Genomic DNA, 21,020 nt, shown 5'->3' with positions numbered 1-21,020 from the left:
GACCGCGGAACCCGGGCGTCCCGGCTACGAGACGACGCGCCGGGGGTACGCCTCGGCCTCCCGCGCCCACTGCTCGGCGGCCGCGGCCAGCGCGTCGGCCGAGACCGTCAGCGGCAGCGGATACACCGCGCCGAGAGGCCGCCGCGGCATCCACGGGGGCAGCGACTCGTAGGAGAACTCGACGACCAGTTCCACCCGCCGGCGCCGGATCACCCGGCTCCGGAAGGTCAGGTTCGGCTCGGTGAACCGGACCACCGCCGGCGGCGCCGCCGGGTCGGCCGCGGACTCGGCACGCCACCGCAGCCAGCCGCTCAGCGCCGCCGCCTCGGCCACGGTCAGGCACGGCTCCAGGTGCGACCACGCCTGCCCGTCGGCGGTGCGGGCGTCCGTCTCGACGAGGAGCCAGTCGTCCCAGCCCTCGTCGGGGTGGACCGGCGGCGCCACACCCGGCTGGTAGCCGACCGGGCGGATCCTCACCCGGGCGCCGTCGTCGGAGCGGATCTCCATCCGCCCATCATTCCGGACATCAGGGCGGAATCGGAGCGAAATACTCTGGCCGACCACCCCTGAGGAACGCCGGGTCCGGGGCCGGTACGGGAAGACCCCGATGCCGCCACGCCGTCGCCCGGCAACGCTGGTGGACATGACGACCGTCCATTCCCGGACCTCCGCGAAGCTCGTCCCGGCCGCCGCCCTCGGGGCGCCGGCGCTCCTGCTCCTCTACGGCCTGCTGCGCCTGGTCGACGGGCTGGACGGCCACCATGGACCGGGCTGGGCGTGGAACGTCGGGCACACCCTCTTCCTGGTGGCGTTCGTGCTCTTCGCCGTACTCCTGGTCGGGCTGCGGCGGCTACTGCGCCGGGCCGCGCCACGGCAGCGACCGCTCACCGAGGTCGCGACGGCGCTCGGGCTGGCCGGTGCCGCCGGGTTCCTCTGGGTGATCCTCGGCGACCTGTTCCCCCGGCTCTCCGACGCCGCGCCGCTGCCGGACCCGGCGATGCTGCTCGGGCCGCTGCTGTTCCAGGTCGGCATCCTCACCCTGCTGGTGCAGGCGGCGAGCGTCCGGCCGCGTCTGCTGCCCGGCTGGAGCCCGGTGCTGGTGCTGCTCGGTTTCCTGCCGATCGCGGTCAACCTCGACCTGCTGCCGCTCGGCGCGGCCCTCATCCTCGTCGGCCTGCTTCCGCTGCAGCGGCTCGCCGAGCCGCGCCCTGCCGAGCGTGATACCTGAGAGTCATGGCGATGCCTCAGGGTCTCACGGGCGGCGACAGGTGGCCGGTGACCCGACCGGCGGGAGCCGGCCGGCGGCCGTTCAGGTCCAGACGGTACGGCGCACGCCCCGGTGCCCGGCGCAGGCGTCGCGCTGCCCGCCGGCCAGGCTGACCGCCCCGTCCCGGCACTGCACCAGGTAGCCCCGCCCGGCCCAGAACTGCGGCACGCAGTCGAACCAGTCGCAGACCTCGGCGTCCGGCTTGCGGATCCGGTAGCCGCCGCAGAAGTCGTACCCCATCGGGTTCGCCGGCGCGCCGCAGAGCCGCTCCCCGGAGGTCGTCCTCGACGGTGCCGGCGCGGGTGCCGTGGTGCGCTTCGGCTTCGGCTTCGCCGTCGGGCCGGCCGCGGCGACCGGCGGCACCGACGGGCCGAGCCGCGGCGCGGCGGTCGGCGCGGGGGTGGCCGCGGCCGCCACCTCGGGGCGGGTCGGGTCCGACGGGTCCGACTCGATGAGCGCGGCGGGCACCAGCACGGCGATGGCCGCCGCGACCGCCACGGTGCGGCGGCCGCCGGGCAGCATCGCGCTGAGCCGGGCCTGCGCCGGCGTGGCGATGCCCGGCCGGATCGGTTTGAGCTGCGCGTGCTCGGCGATCAGCTCGTCGAGCTGGGCGATGACGGCGTCGCGCTGCTCGATGGCGTCGGCGAAGGCCAGGGTCAGCTTGAACCGGAAGTCCGCGGCGGCGTCAGCGGGCAGCATCAGCCCGGAGGTGCGCCGGCGGTCCAGCACCTGGATCAGCGTCACCGGGGCCGCCGGGTCGTGGGCCAGGCCGGTCATCCGGCCGTACGCCCAGTCGCGCCGGCCGCGCCCGCCGAGCAGCACCAGCCGCCGGTTGGTGATCACCGCCATGCCGGCGTCGGCGACCCGGATCCCGTCGGGCCGGCGGGGCCGCAGCGGCGCGGCGTCGGCGGCGACCGTCAGGTCGGGGGCCGGGAGCACGCTGGTGTGCCGGACCTCGACCAGTTGGGCGGCGGGCAGCGCCCAGAGGACCACCTCGCCGGGGCCGAGTTCCAGCGGCAGCCCGGCGCCGGCGGCGGCCGATCCGTGGAACTCCTCGGCGAGGCTCCGCAGCCGGCGCAGTTCGTCGTCGCGTCGCCGCCATGCGGTCTCGGCGCCGCGGTACGACCGCAGCCGCCGTTCGTTCTGCCGGTGCGCCCACCGGTACCGCCATGTGGAACCCGTCGAATCAGTCCTCGCCACGCCGACTCCTTCGCCGCGCAGACAACCAACCGGGGTGTCACACGTGTTAACTCCGGCGGCGTCCGGCCCGGACACGCCACTTCGGGCGAATCACCCGATCGGCTGAGCAAACCGAACCATTGGGAGGTTCTGCGCCGCGATTTCACATTTCCCGGCCGACCCGCCCACACTCCCCCGCCGGGGCGGGTCAGCGGCGTCGGCGGGATGCGTCCCCGCAGCACCGGACGGGTACGATCACCGGCATGCAGACGGAGCCTCCGGCTTCGCTTCCGCCAGCGGTGTGGAAGCGCTCCCACTCCCGCTCGGCTCTGCCGAGGTCCACCGCGACCTGCTCCGATCGGCTCACCCGTGGCCGCTGACCCGCCGACACCCAGGCGTCGCGCCCGGCGGCGCCGCCGGTCCGGCCTAACCGTCCGATGACCGAGCCGAATCGATTCGGCCGGCTGCTGCGGCGGCACCGCGGCGAGGTTGGACTGACGATCGAGGAGTTGTCCGCGGCCTCGCGGGTGAGCGTCCGGGCGATCAGCGACATGGAACGCGGGCGGAGCCGGGTACCGCAGCGGCGCACCGTCGAGGCGCTGGTACAGGCGCTGCGCCTGCCGGACGGTGCGGCCACCGCGCTGCGGGAGAGCGCACGCACCGGCCGCCAGGCCACGTGGCCGGCGCCGGCGTTGGCGCCGCCGCGGATCGTCGCCGACTTCACCGGCCGGGATCGCGAGCTGCGCTGGTTGGGCGACCTCGTCGCGCTCAGCGCCGAACCGGCCGACCAGCACGGCCCGCCGGTGGTCGCGGTCGTGTCCGGGCCGGCCGGCCTCGGCAAGACCGCACTCATGCTGCAGGCCGCGGCCCGGTACGCCAGGTCCTTTCCGGACGGTGTGCACTTCCTCGACCTGCGCGGCCTGGACGATGATCCACCACGTCCGGCCGACCTGCTGCTGCGCCTGCTGACCGCGCTCGGCGTGGAGGAGACCCGGGTGCCCGGCGACGAGCACGCCCGAAGCGCCCAGTACCGGGCCGTGCTGGGCGAGCGGCGCTGCCTGCTGCTGCTCGACAACGCCGCCGACGAGACGCAGGTGCGCCCGCTACTGCCGGGAACCGGGAGCACGATGACGATCGTCACCAGCCGGCGCGGCCTGGCCGGCCTGGAGGCGGTCGACCGGCTCGCCCTTGCGGCGCTGCCCAGCGGCGAGGCGGTCGCGCTGCTGCAACGGATCATCGGACCGGAACGGTCCGCCGCCGAGCCGGACACCATGCTGTCCGGTCTCGCCCACGCCTGCGGAAACCTGCCGCTGGCGCTACGGATCGCCGGCAACCGCCTGCTCAGCCGCCCGGACTGGAGTATCGAGTACCTGGTGCGCCGGCTGGCCGGCCAGGACGACCGGCTCGACCTGCTGGTTGCCGGAGATCTTCAGATCGCGGCGCCGTTCATGCTCTCCTACCGGCAACTGTCCGCCGCCGCCGCCCGTACGTTCCGCCGGCTGTCGCTGCTGCCCGGCCCGGACGCCGGCCTGGACCTGGCCGCCCAGGCGGCCGGCCTGGGTGTCCGGGAGACCGAGGTCGCCCTGGAGGAGTTGGCCGAGCTCGGGCTGCTTCAGCCGGCCACTGACGGTCGCTACCGCTTCCACGACCTCATCAGGTTGTTCGCCCGGGCCCGGTTGGCCGCGGAGGAGACCACGGAGGAGCGGCGGCACGCCGCGGACCGGCTGGTCACCTGGTTGCTCGCCACCGCGGTCGCCGCGGGACGGTGGTTCGAGCCGGAGCACGCCGGCGAGCGGCGGAGCGCACCAGCCTCGCCCGAGGAGGCCAGCCGCTGGATCGAGCAGGAGAGCCTGAACTGGCTCGGCGCGCTGCGGGCCGCCTCCGCCGCGGGCCGGCACGCCGAGGTGATGGCGGTCGCCGACGCCATGCACTGGTTCTCCGACCGGTGGACGCACTGGGAGCACTGGCTGGAGGTGTTCCAGCTGTCGGCGGCCTCGGCTGAGGTGCTCGGCGACCCCCGCGGCCAGGCGGTCCACCTGAACTACGTCTCCTGGGCGTACACCACCTGCGCCCTGCGCCCCGACCTGGCCGAGGCGCCGGCGCGGGAAGCGCTGCGGCTCGCCGGCCTGGCGGGTGACCTCAGCCAGCAGGGGTGGGCCTGGCTCTACCTGGGATTCGCGGCCCGGCGCCGCGGCGATGCCACCGAGGCGCAGGCGGCGGCCCGGCAGTCGCTGCCGTTGTTCGACGTCGCGGCGGACTGGGACGGATACGCGCAGGCACTGTCGCTGCTGGCCGGCAGCCTCGCCCAGGCGGGCCGGCATCGGGACGCCATCGAGCAGTACCGGCGGCTGGAGCTGACCCTGGCGGATCCGGGTCGGGCACCGTCCCCGACGGTCAGCGGGGTGACCGCCGGGCACCTTCACCTGAACGTCGGCCTGAGTCTGCTGGCCCTGCGACGGTGGGCACCGGCCGCGGCCAGCTTCCGGGTGGCGCTGCCGGTGTTGCAGCGTTCGGGGGTGCGGCAGAGCGAGGCCCGCTGTCGGCTCGGGCTGGGCACCGCCCTCATGCGGTTGGGTCGGGCGGAGGAGGCCCGGGGGCAACTGCGACGGGTCCTGCGGATCGCCCGGCGGGTCGGGCCGGTGGACCTGGTGGACCAGGCCCTCGGCCGGCTCGCAGAACTCGACTCGACAGCGGGCCGTCGAGTCTCCTGAGCAGCGGGGCCGGGCGGTCGCCGCCCGGCCCCGCATACCCGCACCGTTACCGGAGCTGGTAGGCCCGGTAGACGGTGGTGGTGACCGTGTTCCCCTTGCTGTCCTCAGCGGTGGCGCGCAGCGACACGAAGCCCGACGTGGCCTTCGGGTGGGAGACCGCAGCGGTGTACCGCCCACTCTTCTCCGTGGTCGGAACCGCCACCCAGGTGCGGCCGTCGTCGTACGACACCGACACCCTCGCCGACGTCACCCGGCCCGCGGTCTCCTGCTGGGCGAACGTCAGCGGGATGTCCAACCTGCTGCCCCTCTGGGCGCTGTTGTCCAGCGCCAACGCCGGCCGGAACCCGATCGAGGTCAGCGGCAGCGGACCCGCCTGGTCGGCGGAGGTGGTGAAGGTCCACTCCGTGTCCATGTGGCGGGCCAGCCGGTACGGCTCCGGCAGGTCGAACGCGTACCGCATCCGGTAGGTGGTCGGCTCGGCGGCCACCTCCCAGTTGCCGTACAGGTAGTCGAAGCTGCCCACCAGCGTGTCGCCCCGGTGCAGGGTGAGCTGGTGGTTGGTCATCATGTACGGCAGGCCCACGTGGCCGGACCCGTCGGTGTAGCCGTTGAAGGCGGTCTGCACGGTGTTGCCCTGCCGTACCGCGACCGGCGAGCCGGGGTACACCGGGATCAGGGTGGTGTTGAGGGCCGCGCCGTTCCAGCGCTCGGTGTAGTCGCGGCCGGCCCGGTAACCGGCGTCCTGGGTCTGTGCCAGGTCGAGGATCCACAGGTCGTCGGTCGCGGTCTTCTCCAGAATGTGCGAGCGCCACGACACGTCGCCGTTGTAGAACTCGGTACGCCGGCCGGGCGTCGCCACCGGCGGCAGTTCGCTGGTCAGCATGTACCCGGAGGACACGTCCGGGTCGGGGGTGCTGTTGCTGCGCCAGGCCACCACGCCGGTCGCGTTCTGCGCGTACTCGGCGCGGACCGCGGCCAACTCGCGCCGCGAGACGTGCTCGACCAGGCCGGTGATGAAGGAGCCCCGCATCCGCCAGCCCAACTGGTAGACGTCCGGTGCCCGGCTCTTCTCGGCGGGGCCCTGGAAGACCGCGTGCACCTGGGTGGTCACGCCCGGCAGATCCGTCGGACCGACATCCGCGGTGAGGATCGTGTCCAGCTCACCGGAGACGGCGGCGTACGTCAGGATCGGATCGGCCGTGCGCTGCACCAGCACCGAGGCGTCGTACGGGCGGGCTTGGCGGTCCGGGACGGTGATGTCGAGCGGTCGGGCCCTGCGCCCGTCGAGCACGACCTGCTGGTCCCCGTCGGCGACGATCTTGTTGTTGGTCAGCAACGCGACAGTGCCGTCGGAGTTCTCGAGGTACGCCGAGACGTTCCAGGAGCTGTTCAGCGGCACCCGCACCGACTGGGTTGCCGAGTAGAACGTGTAGCTGGCGTAGTTCTCGGGGTCGGGATTGACCATCTCGATCAGCACGGTGCCGGGTGCGTCGCCGTCCTTCCCGATGGCGGAGATCGTCACGCCCGCCGCCGGCTCCTCGTGGTAGACGCTGAACGGCGTCTGCACCTTGACGTCACCGCCGGTGGCCACCAGGCGCCCGCTGTAGAGGCCGTACGAGGCACTGGCCCGCTCGGCCACGGTGACCTCGACGGTCGCGTCGCCGTGGGCCGGAACGGTCAGGCTGGTCGCGCTCAGCGTCAACAGCCCCGCCGGCGCGTCGCCATCCAGGGCCAGGTCGAGCGTCACCGGCTGGTCACCGCGGTTGTGGTAGGTCATGGTCCGGGCGGTCGGGTCCTCGGTGTGCGGCCACTCGAGCACGCCGAGGCTCAGCGAAGCCGGCGTGACGGTGATCGGCTGCCCCAACGCCTTGGCCACGTTGACGAAGCCGGCACCCTGCCCGAAGACGTCGTACGCCGGATTCGGCGACGCCGTCGCCATCAGCGCTTCCTTGACCTGGGTGGCCTTCCAGTCGGGGTGGGCCTGAGCCAGCAGGGCGGCGGCGCCCGCCACGTGCGGTGCCGCCATCGAGGTGCCGGTGGCGGCGAAGTACTGCGCCGCCGGCAGGTGGCTGAGGGCGCTCGGCGACCGGGCAGCGGTGATCTCGGTGCCGGGCCCCGCGATGTCCGGCTTGACACCGAAGTCGCCGATCCGGGGGCCGCGCAGCGACGACCAGTTCAGCTCGCCGGCCTTGTCGAAGTTCGCCACCGACAGCGCCGCGTCGGCCGTCGACGGAGAGCCGACCCGGAACTGCCAGCCGTTGTAGTTGCCCGCGGCGATGACGAACAAGGTGCCGTACTCGGCGGTCAGGTCGTTGACGGCCGCCTCCAGCGGGTCGACGCCGATCGCGTCGGCGGTGCCGAGGCTCATGTTGACGATGTCGGCGCCGGATTCGGCCGCCCACTGCATGCCGGCCAGGATGGCCGAGTCGGAGCAGCTGCCCTGGCCTTCCACGTTCCAGCACACCTTGCCGTCCAGCAGGGTCGCGCCCGGCGCCACGCCCTTGTACTTGCCGCCCGAAGCGGCGCCGCTGCCGGCGATCGTCGACGACACGTGGGTGCCGTGCCCGTTGAGGTCCACGCCGGTCTCGCGCTCGGGGACGAAGTTGTGCCGTCCCACCACCTTGCCGGCGAGGTCGGGGTGGGCGTCGTCGATGCCGCTGTCCAGCACCGCGACCTTCACGCCGGTGCCGTCGAATCCGGCCGCCCAGCCGGTCGGCGCGCCGATCATCGGCACGCTGGTGTCCAGCTTGGCCTTGCGGATGCCGTCGAGCCAGATCTTGCCGCGGGACAGCGAGGTCCGGGTGCTCTGCCAGGTCCTGGCCAGCTCGGTGGTCGGCACCTTGGTGGCGAAGCCGTCGACCGCTTCCAGTTCCGGCCCGGTGGACAGGCCCCGCACGGCGGTCGCGTCGGAGACCACCAGCGGCAGGTGCGTGAGCTTGTCGAAGTCGAACTCGAGCAGAGCGGTGACGTTGAACAGTCGCTCGTCCAGCCGGTCGGCCTTCAGCAGTGGGATGGCGTCGGACGGGATGACGTAGTCGGCCTTGTCCCGCTGGAGGCGTACGAAGTGGACGCCCGCACGCGGGGCGACGCTCACCTCCCTGCCGCGGACCGTGACCTGGTCGCCGGTGAACAGGGTCAGCTTCCGCGCGGGCTCCGGATCTTGGGCCACGGGAACCACCGGAGCCGATGCTGCCGCGGGGTCCGCGGTGGCGGGCGCGACTCCGATGAACAGGGTCGCCAGCGTGGCGCCCAGTGTGCCGTACGCCAGAAGACGGCGTTGTCGCATGGGGGTCCTCTCCACTTCGGTGCGTCGATCGGCGTGATCGCTGGATCCAGGTGCCTGGGTGTTCGGGATGAGTTCATCCGCACGTTTCGTAGCGGCGGCAACGTCGTGCCACAACGGTTGCGCGGACGGTGGCGGCCACCGGGGTCGGCGACGTTCGCCCAGCTCAGCGCGAGGACCCGGAGAAGGGGCTGTGACGTACGTCGCAGCGCTGTGCGAAGCTTCCGCAGCAACTTCTGCCTGTTGTTCTGCCGGAGCCGGAGCGAGCACGAGCATGCGTGTTCCGGTCCGCACGGCTCGGTGTGCCCGGCGCGGCGGTCGTCGTACGAGGCGGGATCGACGCCGTGGCATGCGCGCCGATCAGCTCGGGCTCAACGGCGCACGCGGTCCGCGACGCCCGGAGCTCCGGGCTGCTGGCACACGTACGGTCGGAGTGGACCGGAACGGCAAGCCGGGTAACGCGTCGCGTCCGCCGGTGCAGCGACCGACGGACGCGACGACGGGTGGGTGGCCGGCTCAGTGCCGGCGGCCCTCCGAGATCCGGTAGGTGCGCAGGTTCGGGTCGGCCCGCAGCTGCGCCTCGGTGTACTTGACGGTGTCCCAGCCCTTGCCCGAGTAGAGCCGGGTCTGGTCGGCGTACCAGGGCGAGTTCGGGTTGGTCGACTGCGAGTAGGTGAGGATCTGCCGGCCGGACGGCCCGTCCGGGCCCAGCTCGACGGCCATCACGAAGGAGGAGCCGTGCACCACCTTCGGGAAGCCGACGCCGGGGCGCAACGGGTTGATGATCATGTTGAAGATGCCGGCCTCGGCCGGTCCACCGTGGATCGGGATGCGCTGGTCGCCGCGCGGCTCGGTCTGGACGTCGCCGAGCCGGGCGTCCAGCGGGATGCCGGCGAGCCGGCGGACGGCGTCGGCGAGCGCCCGCAGCACCCCCGCGTCGGCGGTGGCCAGCCGGGCCGGGGTGTGCACCGGATCGGCGGGGTCGAAGGCGTCGGCGAACCGGATGCCGCCGGCCAGGGCGAACTCGGTGAACAGGTGGGCGCCCCGGCTGCCGGTGTCAGCCCGCAGGTCCCAGCCCCGCAGCGCGGCACAGGCGTCGCGCAGGTCGACGGTGGTGCCGTCGGAGGCGGTCGCGGTCGGCTGGGCGGTGCAGAGCGCCACCAGGTCGTCGCGGACCAGTTCGCCGCCGTACACGCGGTTGCCGAACACCGTCTGCCAGAGCCGGCCGGTGGTGAACCGGGTGCCCGGCAGGTCGTCGGTGCCGGCCAGGCGCCGCTGCACCTGGTCGAGCCCGAGCCGGGTACGCAGGCTGCGCTGGCTGCCCTCGCGGCCGATGATCCGGGGGTAGCCCACCAGCGGCGCCTCCGGGTTGGCCAGCCAGTGGCTGTCGTTGGAGTTGGTCACGTAGTCGGTGCGGAACCGGATCGGCAGGTTCGCCGGGCCGAGGATGCCGGGCACCGCCGCGTCCGGGTCGGCGCCCAGCGCGCACGCCGACCGGGACCCGTCCAGGACGGCCTGCCCGCTGCTGGCGTAGAGCGGCTGGAACGGCGCCGGGATGCAGGCGGCGGCGAGGTCGTCGGTGACCCGGGGCACCACCGAGTGGTCGGCGTAGAGCGCCTCGCCGCGGGCGTCGGCGGCGATCACGTTCACCCAGGGCAGGAACTGGTAACGGTCCAGCACCCGCTTCAACTCACGGACCGTCTTCGCCCGGCCCATCTGCAACCAGCCGTCGAAGGCCCGGTTGTTGGTGGCGTTCACGTCGGTCACGGCGTACGCGGCCTCGGTCGTCCAGTCGAAGCTGCCGGGCACCACGACCACCGGCCCGTAGTGGGTGTCGTGGAAGGTGCGGCTGACCGGGACCGTGCCGCCGGCCGGGTTCGGCACCTGCACGGTGACCGTGCGGGTGGTCATCTTCCGCGGCCGGCCGTCGACGTAGTAGGAGGTCGGGTCGCCGGGCACCAGGGCGAGGCGGTGCCAGACGAAGCGGCGGGCGGTGGAGACGGTGTGGCTCCAGGCGATGGTGCGGTTGTGCCCGATCTCCACGATCGGGTCGCCGATCAGCGCGGCGCCCTCCACGTCGTAGCGGCCGGGCACCTTGAGGTGCATCCGGTAGAACCGCTCCGCCCCGTCCCAGGGGAAGTGCGGGTTGGCCAGCACCATCCCGCCGCCGTGCGTGGTGGCCCCGGCGCCGAGCCCGTAGGCGTTGCTGCCGACCCCGGCCGGCGCGCCGTCGACCGAAGCGAGCACGGCGGCGGCGCCCGGCGCGTCCTGGGCGGCGGCCGGGCCGGTGGCGGTCGGCGGGGCGGCGGCGACGATGCCGTCGAGCAGCGCGCGCGAGCCGGCGCGGATCATGCTGGCCCAGGTGGTCCGCCACAGGTCCAGTTCGGTCAGCGGGCGTACCCACGGCTTGGCCCGGCAGGCCGGGTCGGTGAGGTTCGCCGCGCCGCCGACCCGGCGCAGGTAGTGGTTGTAGCCGGCGACGAAGCCCCGGATCTGGTCCCGGACGTCGTCGGACGGCGAGTGCACGCCGTCGCGGCGGCCGTCGAGCAGCCGCTCGACCGCGCGGTCCTCGATCGCCTTGCGGAAGAACAGGTCACTGCGCACGTTGGCGTCGGTCGGGCCGCTCGCGCCGAACCAGCGGGACCGCTCGCCGCTGACCGTGACCACCTTCTCGGCGATCACGCAGAGGTTGTCCTCGGCCTGGACGTAGCCGACGCCGAAGCCGAGGCTGCCGAAGGTGTGCGCGGTGATGTGCGGGACGCCGTAGGACGCCCGGCGGATCTCGGCGGAGTAGCCCCGCCCGTCGCGCTGCTTGCCGGCGGCCGGCGCCGACCCGGCGACCAACCCGGACACGACCATGCCCAGGGCGGCCACCGCCGCACCGAGGCGAAGAGCTGGACCGGTCACGCCATCCTCCCCCGCCGGACGTCATCGTCCAGAAACATTCACGTTGCTCGGCATTCTCACCCCGGTCGGGCCCTCGCGTACACCCCCGATCGGGAGCCCCGTCGCCGATTGACCGTGCCCGCGGCCGCCGTTCGCTTTCCCGGCACGGGGCGGCCCGGCGCTCGGTAACGTCAGCCACAGCCGGTGACGCCGGCGCGGGCGGAAGGGGTGAGCGCCGGTGACCGAGACGGGTGGCCGTCGCGACGCCGTGATCGCCGTCGACATCGGCACCGCCAGCGCCAAGGCGGTCGCCTACGACACCCAGGGCCGCCAGCTCACCCAGTACGGCTCGCCGTATCCGCTGGACGAGCCGCAACCCGGCTGGGCCGAACAGGACCCGCTGCGGATCCACGCGGCGGTGCTGGAGGCGATCGGGGCGGTGGTGGCCGACCTGGGGCGGCCGGTGGCCGGGCTGGCGTTCAGCACCGCGATGCACAGTCTGATCGGGTTGGACGCCGACGGCGAGCCGATCACCCCGTCGATCACCTGGGCCGACGCCCGGGCCAGCCGACAGGCCGAGCGGCTGCGCGCGGTCCCGTCCGGGCTGGCCCTGCACCGGCGTACCGGCACCCCGGTGCACCCGATGGCGCCGCTGCCCAAGCTGCTCTGGCTGGCCGAGCAGGAGCCGCAGCTGTTCGGGCGGTCGGCGTACTGGGTGGGGATCAAGGACTGGGTCCTGCTGCGGCTCTGCGACGAACTGGTCACCGACCACTCGGTCGCCTCCGGCACCGGGCTGATGGACATCCACCGGCTGGCCTGGGACGCCGAGGCGCTCGGCATCGCCGGCATCACCGACACCCAGCTTCCCCGGCTGGTCTCCACCACCGCCGTGCTGCCCGGCCTGACCCCCGAGGCGGCCGAGGCGACCGGGCTGCCCCGGCGTACGCCGGTGGTGGTCGGCGCCGGCGACGGACCGCTGGCCAACCTGGGCCTCGGCGCGGTGTCCCCCGGGGTGGTGGCCTGCTCGATCGGCACCAGCGGCGCGATGCGGGTGGTGGTGGAGCACCCGGGTGTGGACCCGCTCGGCGGGGTGTACTGCTACGCGCTGACCGAGCGGCGCTGGGTGGTCGGCGGGGCGATCAACAACGGCGGGGTGGTGCTCGACTGGGCCGGTGACGCGCTCGCCCCCGAGCTGGGCGAGGACGCCGAGGACGAGCTGCTGGCGCTGGCCGCCCGCGCCCCGGTCGGCTCGGGCGGGCTGATCATGCTGCCGTACCTGCTCAGCGAGCGGGCCCCGCACTGGAGCGCGCTGCCGCGCGGCGCGTACGTGGGGCTGACCCACGGCCACCGCCGGTCGCACCTGGTGCGGGCCGCGATCGAGGGGGTCTGCCAGCAGCTGGCGCTGGTGCTGGCGTCGGTGCGGGCGGCCGGCAACGAGGTGCACGAGGTCCGGGCCAGCGGCGGCTTCGCCCGCAGCGGCCTGTGGCGGCAGATCCTCGCCGACGTGCTCGGCATGCCGGTGCGGTTCCCGGCCGGGCACGAGGGGTCCAGCCTCGGCGCGGCGCTGCTGGGCATGCAGGCGCTGGGCCAGATCGCCTCGATCGACGTGGCCGCCGACCTGGTCCGGATCGAGCAGACCGTGCAGCCCGACCCGGCGGCGGCCGCCACCTACGCGACGCTGCTGCCGCTCTTCTCCGAGCTCTACGACGCGCTGGTGCCGACGTTCACCTCGCTGCGCCGGCTGGCGCCGGGCCTGCCGCCCGAGCCGGCACCCACCCCGCCACCGCTGTGAGCGGCCGACGGGCGCGATGGCCGGGCGTCAGGTCGCCGGGTCGGCGTCGAGCAGCCGCTGCGCGGCCGCGCGGGCGTCGCGCGCCGGTTCCGGACTGCCGACGATGGCAGCGGTGACCATCGCGCCGTTGGCCAGCACCAGCAGTTGCGCGGCGAGCGCCGGGGACCGGCCGGCCGCGGCGACGAGGGCGGCGAGGTGGTCGGCGACCGCCTGCTTGTGGGCGCGGACGATGTCGACCACGTTCGCCGACGCCGGGCCGAGTTCGGCGAACGAGTTGATGAACGCGCAGCCGCGGAAGTCGGGCTGGCCGAACCAGTCGTACAGGTAGTCGAAGACCGCCAGGACGCGCTCCGCCGGCGTCGCCCGAGCCGAGGTGTACGCCGAGATCTGCTCCCGGATCGCCCGGTCCCGCCGGCGCAGCACCGCCTCGACGAGGTGCTCCTTGGACGGGAAGAGCTGGTAGGTGCGCTTGAGCGAGACCCCGGACGCCTGCCGGATGGCGTCCATGCCGACCGCCTGGATGCCGCGCTCGTAGAAGAGCGCGTCGGCCGCGTCGAGCAGGCGCGCCTCGGCCGTCGTGTGGTCCATGTCAAAGCCCCTTGCGCGGAGAACCGTCGTTCTCCTACGGTAGCAGGCAACCGGAGAACGATCGTTCTCACAGATTCCGAGGAGCCTCCGTGTCCCCCTTCGTCACCCGTCACCGCACCGTCACCCTCGCCGGCCAGCAGGTCTTCTACCGGGAGGCCGGCGACCCGTCACGGCCCACGCTGGTGCTGCTGCACGGCTTCCCCACCAGCTCGCACATGTTCCGGAACCTGATCCCCGCGCTGGCCGACGAGTACCACCTCGTCGCTCCCGACCACATCGGATTCGGCCGGTCCTCGGCCCCGCCGGTGGACCGGTTCGAGTACAGCTTCGAACGGCTCACCGAGATCACCCTGGCGCTGCTCGACACCCTCGGCATCGAGCGCTTCGCCCTCTACCTGCACGACTACGGCGCCCCGATCGGCCTGCGGATCGCCAGCCGGAACCCGGACCGGGTCACCGGGCTGGTCGTGCAGAGCGGCAACGCCTACACCGACGGGTTCACCCCCTTCTGGGAGGTGCTCTTCGCGCACGCCAAGGACCGGGCGACCCACGAGCCGGCGGTCCGCGACCTGCTCACGGCGCAGGCCACCGAATGGCAGTACACCCACGGCGTGCCGGCCGACCGGCTGGACCGGATCGCCCCGGAGACCTGGACCCTCGACCAGGCCGGCCTGGACCGGCCGGGCAACAAGGAGATCCAGCTCCAGCTCTTCTGGGACTACCAGTTCAACCTGGACGCCTACCCCGACTTCCAGCGCTACTTCCGCGAGCACCGGCCGCCCACGCTGGTCGCCTGGGGCCGCCACGACGAGATCTTCGGCGCCGCCGGGGCCGAGGCGTACGCCCGGGACCTGCCCGACGCCGAGGTCCACCTGCTCGACACCGGCCACTTCGCGCTGGAGACCCACGGCGACGAGATCGCCGGCCTGATCCGCGGCTTCCTGCGCCGGGCCCGGTAGCCGGATGTCCGCCACCACCCTGCGCCCGCCGGTCACCGGTCGGCGGGCGGCCTGGGGCGCCGCGCTGAGCGCGGGCGCCATGCTGCTCGGGGCGACGGTTCTGCTGGCCACCGTGGAGGCAGTGACCGGGCTGGACGTCTTCGCGCTGCCCTTCGTCGCCTCGGCGGCGGTGCTCGCACTGGCGCCCGGCGCGCCGCTGGCCCGGCCGGCGGCGGTGCTGCTCAGCTATCCGCCGTGCGCCCTCGTCGCGGTGGCGGTCACCGCGGTCGCGGGCCCGTCGGTGTGGACGGCCAGCGCGGCGGCGGTGGCGTCGGTCGTCACCATGCTGCTGCTGCGGGCGCCGCACGCGCCGGCCGCCGTCTGTGCCGCCTTCATCGGCCTGACCGGCCCCGGCGTCGGCTACCCGCTGCACACCATGCTGCCGGCGGTGCTGATCGTGCTCGGCGCGGCCCTGCTCGCCGGGCGACTGCTGCCCGGCTACGGCTACCCGCCGTCGCGGCACTGACCTGCCGGCCCTCGGCCGGCCCCGACCGGGCGCTGGCCCGGCCGGGGCCGGTCAGGGGGCCTCGACGGCGGCGATCCGGTACTTGTGCACCTCGGCGCCGAGGATCGCCGCCACCTGCGCCTCGGCCGGACCGGAACCACGGAAGGCGAGCAGCAGCTCGTCGGAGTCCCAACGCTCGTAGACGTTGATCCGCCCCGGCTCGACCGGGTCGCCGCTGATCGCGAAGTCGACACAGCCCGGCGCGGAGCGCGCCTGCCGGATCGTCTCGACGCAGGACGCCAGGTAGGCGCCCCGCTCGGCCGGGTCGACGTACAGGCTGCCGGCGACGATGACCATCGTGGACCTCCTCGGAACGGGTGACGACCCCGGTGATGGTCCCCCGGTCCGACCCCACCGCGCCGCCGCCGCACCCGGACGGGTGACGCCACCGGCACCGGCGCCGGCCGGCTTGACCGCTCCTTATCGTGCAAACGTGAGCAAAACCGACAAAAAGGCTTCATCTTCCCGATGGGCACGGCGAGCGCTGTCCGCCCTGGTGGCGCTGACTCTGCTCGGGCCGGTGGGGCCGGCGGCGGCCGACGGTGGGCCGGCGGTGCCGCCCACCGCACCGCCACCCCCGGCGGCCACGCTGGCCTGGCTCGCCGTCCCGGGCGGGGTGTTCTCGGTGGACACGGCGGCGCGCACGGTGCGCTACCGCGGCTGCGCCGGCGACACCGGCCGGATCCCCGACCCCGGCATGCAGGTCGCCCGCCGGGTGGCCAGCGGTGAGGTCACCGTCGGCGCGACGACCTACGCGTACGACATCCCGCTGGTCGGGCGCGTGCCCGGGGTGGTGGAGGTGTTCCGCCCCGGCGCCCGGCCGGCGGCGCTGGTCGGCGCGGTGGTCACCGACCCGCAGCCGCCCACCGACCCGGCCGCCGGGCGGCGGCTGCTCCCGCTCACCGGGCAACTGGCCCGGGCGGTCGAAGCGTCCACCGCCAACCCGGCCGGCGTCGCCGTCCGCGACCTCTCCGGCCGGTACGGCCACCAGCAGGTCGCGGTCAACGGCACGTTCCGCCCCAAGGCGGCCAGCGTGATCAAGCTGTGGATCCTGGTCGAGCTGCTGCGCCGGGTGGACTGCGGGCAGGAGTCCCTGGCCGACGGGGTGCTGGTCACCCCGGCCGACGTGGTCGACGGCACCGGCGAGTTGCAGTACGAGACGTTCCCCCAGGTGGTCACGCTGCACCGGCTCGCCGAGTACATGGTGATCTACAGCGACAACACGGCGGCGAACGTGCTGATCGACCACCTGGGCGGATTCGGCCCGGTCAACGCGCTGATCGACGCGATGAACCAGCGCGAGACCGTACTGGCCCGCAAGATGCTCGACACCGAGGCGGCCCGGCGCGGCGAGGAGAACTACACCAGCCCGGACGACGTGGTCTCGCTGCTCGGCGCGGTGTGGGACGCCGAGATCCTCACCCCGGCGTCCCGCGGCCTGATGATCGGTTTCCTGCGGGCGCAGACCCTAACCAAGATCCCCGCCGCGCTGCCGCCCGGCGTGCCGGTGGCGCACAAGACCGGGGACCTGCCCGACGCGTCGCACGACGTCGGCTACTACCTGATCCCCGGCTCGCAGACGGCTGTCGCCTTCCTCACCGGCGGCCCGATGGCCACCGGCGACGAGACGGTCCGCCGACTCGCCCGTACCGTCTACGACTACCTGGTGCCGCCCGGCGACGGGGCGTACGAGGAGTAGCTCAGACGCCCGGGATGTTGGCCGGCGGGTCGTCGCGCACCATCTCGGCGGCCGGCTTCTCCACCGCGACGGGCAGGCCGAAGTCCGCGTACGTCAGCTCCAGCGCCGCCGCCCGCCCCGGCTCGGCGGCCAGCTCGATCCGGTAGCGGACCAGCCGGCCCCGCTCGTCCAGGGCGGCGGTGAACGGCACCGCCCCGGCCCGGTCACCGAGCACGGCGCCGACCCCCTCGCCGAGCACGTCTGCGCTGCCCCGCAGGTCGAGGGTGCCGGCGTACTCGCGGTCACCGGTCTGCCGTACCCCGCTCGGGGCTCGCAGCGTGCTGGCCAGCCGGGTGTTGTCCAGGCCCCGGCCGCCGTCGACCGGCACCTGCCACCAGGTTCGGCCGTCCCACTCCGGCACCCGCCGGTCGGGAGCGCTCACCCGCACGTAGGCGTCCGTCCCGGTGACCAGCCGCTCGACCTTCACCTCACCGGCGGGCACCTTCAGCGAGGTGGTCTCCAGGCCCCGCCGGGCGCGCGGATCCCAGACCAGCACGGTGCCGTCCCCCGCGGTGCCGGAGCCGACGGTCAACCGGTAGGACTCCCGGTCGACCGCCGCGGCGGCGTCGACCAGCACGGCGGCCGGATCGGCGCCCGCCGCCGGCCGGTCGGTGGACGGCTCGGACCGGCCGAAGGCGGCCCAGCCGCCGACGACCGCGGCGACGGCCAGGACGGCACCGGCGGCGACCAGCTTGCGACGGTTCACGGCGGCTCCTCGGGGGTGTGCAAGCCCGCCGGCGGATCACCGATCGACGCTCACGACAGTGCGGCCCGGCCAGCGTAGCCGGGACCGCACCGGCGTGCTCACGCCCGGCTGATCGCGTTGGCGTGGATCGCCTCGCTGAGGTACGCCGTCAGGCCCGGCGCGATGGCCTCGTAGTGCGCGGTGAACCGCTCGTCGGCCAGGTACATGTCGGCCAGCCCGGTGTGGATCTCGTACGAGCACTCGTAGAACGACCGGCTGATGAGCTGGCGGTGCTCCTCGGCCAGTTCCATCGCCGCCGGGCTGTCGGCCGGCGCGCCGGAGGACATCAGCGCCACGATCCGGCGGCCCCAGTCCTCGTTCTCCGCCTTGATCCGCAGCCAGTCCTCTTTGGTGTAGCGGGACACCCGCCGGCTCGACTCCCGGTACGCCTCGCTGCCGCCCCACCGCCGCTCCGCCTCCTCGGCGTGCGCCTCCGGGTCGAAGTCGCCGAAGACCTCGAACCGCTCCTCCGGGGTCAGTTGGATGTTCAACTTGCTCGCCTCCATCGCGAACTCGATCGCCGTGACCATCTCCTGCAACCGCTTGATCCGTACGGTCAGCAGCTCGTGCTGGCGGCGCAGGTGCGCCGTCGGGTCGCTCGCCGGGTCGTCCAGGATCGCGGCGATCTCCTCCAGCGGGAACCCCAGCTCCCGGTAGTAGCGGATGTGCTGCAACCGCTCCAGGTCCGCGTCGTCGTAGCGGCGGTAGCCGGTGCTGCTGCGACCACTCGGCGAGAGCAGCCCGATCTCGTCGTAGTGGTGCAGCGTCCGCACGGTCACCCCGGCCAGACCGGCCACCTGTCCCACCGTGTACGCCATGGTTTCCCTCCCTTCCGGAAACCAGGCTCCGGCCTGCCGTTACGTGAGGGTCAAGTCCGATTCTGCGACGCCGGTCACCCCGACCGCCGCGGCTCGCCCGAGCCGAGCCGGCCCACCCGGCCTGTCGGGCGGCCGGCCAGCTCCTGCGGGCGCGATCTCCGCCGCCGGCTTGAGCGCCTCGACCACCGGCATCCAGCGCGGCCGGCCGCTCAGGTCCGGGCGAGCGCCGTGCGCAGCTGGGCCAGCCCCGTGGGGCGGCCGTAGCGGTAGCCCTGGCCGTGCACGCAGCCGATCGCCGCCACCGCGGCGTGCTGCCGCTCGGTCTCCACCCCCTCGGCGACCACCGACAGCTCGAACGCGCCGGCGAGCCGGGTCACCATCTCCACCGTCGCGTACGCCCGGGCGTCGGTGTCGAGCCGGGCCACGAAGGACCGGTCGATCTTCAGCTCGGTGGCCGGGATCCGGTGCAGGTAGCTCAGCGCCGAGTACCCGGTGCCGAAGTCGTCGATGGAGATCCGGATGCCCAGCTCGCGCAGCTGGCGCAGCCGGTCCAGCACCGCCTCACTGCCGTCGATCAGCGCCGACTCGGTCAGCTCGAGGGTGAGCGCCCGGGGCGCCAGGCCGGCGCTCGCGGTCGCCGCGGTCACCGTGGCGATCAGGTCCGGCCGGCGCAGGTGCGCGGCGGCGATGTTCACCGCCACCGTCGCCTCGGTCCGCCGGCCCCGCCAGGTGGCCGCGGCCCGGCACGCCTCGTGGATCACCCACCGGTCGATCGGCACGATCAACCCGGTCTCCTCCGCCAGCGGCAGGAACCGGGCCGGGCTGAGCAGCCCCAGCCGGGGATGCCGCCAGCGCACCAGCGCCTCGGCGCTGCGTACCGCCCCGGTGGCCAGGTCGACGATCGGCTGGAACTCCAGGTGCAACTGGCCCTCGTCGACCGCGCGGCGCAGGTCGGCGATCAGCTCCGCCCGGGTCACCGCCGACTCCCGCAGCGCGGGCGTGCAGGTCCGGTACGCGGACTTGCCGGCGGCCTTCGCCGCGTACATGGCGATGTCGGCGTCGCGCAGCAGGTCGGTGTGCGAGGCGTGCTGTGGGCCGTACTCGGCGATGCCGATGCTGGCCGACGGGTGCAGCCCCAGGTCGCCGTCGTCGTCCTCGGCCGGCTCCAGCGCGGCCAGCAGCCGCTCGGCCAGCCGCTCCGGCGGCACCCGCCCCTCACCGTCGACCAGCACCGCGAACTCGTCGCCGCCGAGCCGGGCGATCGTGCCGTCGCCGTCGACCGCCGCCCGCATCCGCTCGGCGACCCCGGTCAGCAGGCTGTCCCCGGTGGCATGTCCGAACCGGTCGTTGACCTGCTTGAACCCGTCGAGGTCGAGGAGCAGCACGGCGACCGGCCGGCCGTCGCGCAGCGCGCCGCGCAGCTTCCGGTTGAACATCAGCCGGTTGGGCAGGCCGGTGAGCTGGTCGGCGTACGCCAGCCGGCGCAGCCGGACCACCAGCCGCAGGTTCTCGTTGGCGGCCAGCCCCTGCCGCAGCGCCAGCGCGGCGAGCAGCGCCATCATGCCGTAGAAGACCAGGTGCGGGGTCTGCCCGGTGGGTTGGCGGGCCAGCACCACCGCGACGATCGCCCCACCCACCGGCAGGTACGGCAGCGCCACCCGCCACCACGGCGGCAGCGGCGACTCGGCCTCGTCCGCGTGGTCGCACTCCGGCGGCGGCGGATACCGGGTGGCCACGCCGACCAGCAGGTAGCTCAACGGCCAGCAGAGGTCGATCGGGTGGCCGGAGAAGTAGTCGCCGCGCACGGCGAGCGAGACGTAGACGGTGTCCGCCACCGCCCGCAGGGTGAGGCTGGCCCCGATCACCGTCATCGGCCGCCACGCCGGCCGGGCCACCGCGACCAGGATGGTCAGCTGCATCAGGTCGAGCATCGGGAAGAGCAGCCCGAGCGTACGCAGCGGATCGGCCAGGTCGGCGGCGGCCACGTCGCGGACCACCACGACCCAGCCGATCGGCACCAGGGCGAGCCCGACGATCACCCCGTCCAGCACCGTCCGGGCCCGCCCCACGGCGGTCCGCGGGGCGGCGAGCGAGCAGAGCAGCGCGCCGGTGCCGGTGAGGATGCCCGCGGTGAAGATCGCCCCGACCAGGGGGGTGTGCGGCAGGTCGCCGCCGAGCAGCCGGTCGACCGTCCACACCGCGCGGCCGAGCGCCGCGAGCGCCATGGTGACCGCCAGCAGCGTCCAGAACCGGCGCAGCGGCGCCGGGTGCCGGCGGGCCGCCTCGCGGCAGGCCACCGCCGCCCAGCCGGCGACCAGCAGCGCGCCGGCGTCGCTGACCACGGCCGCGGCGGGCAGCGCGGCGAACAGCCAGAGCGCCTCGCCGACCAGCACCGCGCCCGCGCCGAGCAGGCCGATCCGAGCGGTACGTGCCGACATCGGGCGGGCCGGGCGTCCCCACAGCGTCGGCGGTGCGGCGTCGGCCGGCGGGCCGGAGTCCGCGGGGCGGAC

General features: G+C 74.1%; 15 protein-coding genes. 6 read left to right on the top strand and 9 right to left on the bottom strand.

The window, feature by feature from the left end; all coding sequences use genetic code 11:
- Nucleotides 1–24: 24 nt before the first annotated feature.
- Nucleotides 25–507: a WapI family immunity protein gene (locus SM577_RS16080; protein ID WP_302918030.1), complete on the bottom strand. Its 483-nt coding sequence runs from the start codon at nt 505–507 to the stop codon at nt 25–27.
- Nucleotides 508–643: 136 nt separating this feature from the next.
- Between SM577_RS16080 and SM577_RS16075 the strand changes: the two genes are divergently transcribed.
- On the top strand, nt 644–1,228 hold the full coding sequence (locus SM577_RS16075) for a hypothetical protein (RefSeq protein ID WP_474587224.1): 585 nt from the start codon (nt 644–646) through the stop codon (nt 1,226–1,228).
- 81 nt (nt 1,229–1,309) lie between these two features.
- On the opposite strand, the gene SM577_RS16070 is transcribed toward SM577_RS16075, so the two are convergent.
- Complete coding sequence (locus SM577_RS16070) at nt 1,310–2,467, bottom strand: hypothetical protein (protein ID WP_302918032.1); 1,158 nt, start codon at nt 2,465–2,467, stop codon at nt 1,310–1,312.
- A gap of 416 nt (nt 2,468–2,883) precedes the next feature.
- On the opposite strand from SM577_RS16070, the gene SM577_RS16065 reads away from it, so the two are divergent.
- Nucleotides 2,884–5,157, top strand: coding sequence for an ATP-binding protein (locus SM577_RS16065; protein WP_474587223.1), 2,274 nt, complete (start codon nt 2,884–2,886; stop codon nt 5,155–5,157).
- 46 nt (nt 5,158–5,203) lie between these two features.
- On the opposite strand, the gene SM577_RS16060 is transcribed toward SM577_RS16065, so the two are convergent.
- A complete protein-coding gene (locus SM577_RS16060) occupies nt 5,204–8,326 on the bottom strand; it encodes a S8 family serine peptidase (protein ID WP_474587222.1) in 3,123 nt (1,040 codons plus the stop codon).
- Nucleotides 8,327–8,956: 630 nt separating this feature from the next.
- The gene (locus tag SM577_RS16055) at nt 8,957–11,299 is read right to left on the bottom strand and encodes an acylase (protein ID WP_474587255.1); all 2,343 of its coding nucleotides are present in this window, start codon (nt 11,297–11,299) and stop codon (nt 8,957–8,959) included.
- A gap of 265 nt (nt 11,300–11,564) precedes the next feature.
- Here SM577_RS16055 and SM577_RS16050 point away from each other — a divergent pair, with 265 nt between their 5' ends.
- Complete coding sequence (locus SM577_RS16050; protein WP_302918033.1) at nt 11,565–13,118, top strand: gluconokinase; 1,554 nt, start codon at nt 11,565–11,567, stop codon at nt 13,116–13,118.
- A 27-nt stretch (nt 13,119–13,145) separates the two neighbouring features.
- Here the strand turns inward: SM577_RS16050 and SM577_RS16045 are convergent, their stop codons facing one another.
- Nucleotides 13,146–13,706, bottom strand: coding sequence for a TetR/AcrR family transcriptional regulator (locus SM577_RS16045; RefSeq protein WP_302918034.1), 561 nt, complete (start codon nt 13,704–13,706; stop codon nt 13,146–13,148).
- 89 nt (nt 13,707–13,795) lie between these two features.
- Here SM577_RS16045 and SM577_RS16040 point away from each other — a divergent pair, with 89 nt between their 5' ends.
- Both SM577_RS16040 and SM577_RS16035 read left to right on the top strand, forming a co-directional pair.
- On the top strand, nt 13,796–14,665 hold the full coding sequence (locus SM577_RS16040; protein WP_302918035.1) for an alpha/beta fold hydrolase: 870 nt from the start codon (nt 13,796–13,798) through the stop codon (nt 14,663–14,665).
- A gap of 4 nt (nt 14,666–14,669) precedes the next feature.
- Nucleotides 14,670–15,170, top strand: coding sequence for an HPP family protein (locus SM577_RS16035; RefSeq protein WP_302918036.1), 501 nt, complete (start codon nt 14,670–14,672; stop codon nt 15,168–15,170).
- A 51-nt stretch (nt 15,171–15,221) separates the two neighbouring features.
- Here SM577_RS16035 and SM577_RS16030 read toward each other — a convergent pair whose 3' ends face one another.
- On the bottom strand, nt 15,222–15,506 hold the full coding sequence (locus SM577_RS16030; RefSeq protein ID WP_302918037.1) for a putative quinol monooxygenase: 285 nt from the start codon (nt 15,504–15,506) through the stop codon (nt 15,222–15,224).
- A 136-nt stretch (nt 15,507–15,642) separates the two neighbouring features.
- Between SM577_RS16030 and SM577_RS16025 the strand changes: the two genes are divergently transcribed.
- The gene (locus SM577_RS16025) at nt 15,643–16,908 is read left to right on the top strand and encodes a serine hydrolase (protein WP_474587221.1); all 1,266 of its coding nucleotides are present in this window, start codon (nt 15,643–15,645) and stop codon (nt 16,906–16,908) included.
- Nucleotide 16,909: 1 nt separating this feature from the next.
- Here the strand turns inward: SM577_RS16025 and SM577_RS16020 are convergent, their stop codons facing one another.
- The 3 genes from SM577_RS16020 to SM577_RS16010 all read right to left on the bottom strand — a co-directional run bounded on the left by SM577_RS16020 (nt 16,910) and on the right by SM577_RS16010 (nt 20,948).
- On the bottom strand, nt 16,910–17,653 hold the full coding sequence (locus SM577_RS16020) for a hypothetical protein (RefSeq protein ID WP_474587220.1): 744 nt from the start codon (nt 17,651–17,653) through the stop codon (nt 16,910–16,912).
- Nucleotides 17,654–17,751: 98 nt separating this feature from the next.
- A complete protein-coding gene (locus tag SM577_RS16015) occupies nt 17,752–18,510 on the bottom strand; it encodes a MerR family transcriptional regulator (RefSeq protein WP_474587219.1) in 759 nt (252 codons plus the stop codon).
- 209 nt (nt 18,511–18,719) lie between these two features.
- On the bottom strand, nt 18,720–20,948 hold the full coding sequence (locus tag SM577_RS16010) for a putative bifunctional diguanylate cyclase/phosphodiesterase (RefSeq protein WP_474587218.1): 2,229 nt from the start codon (nt 20,946–20,948) through the stop codon (nt 18,720–18,722).
- Between the last annotated feature and the right edge of the window lie 72 nt (nt 20,949–21,020).

The sequence above is a fragment of the Micromonospora desertarenae genome (genome assembly GCF_056150265.1).
This window is presented reverse-complemented; position numbering and strand designations above follow the sequence as displayed.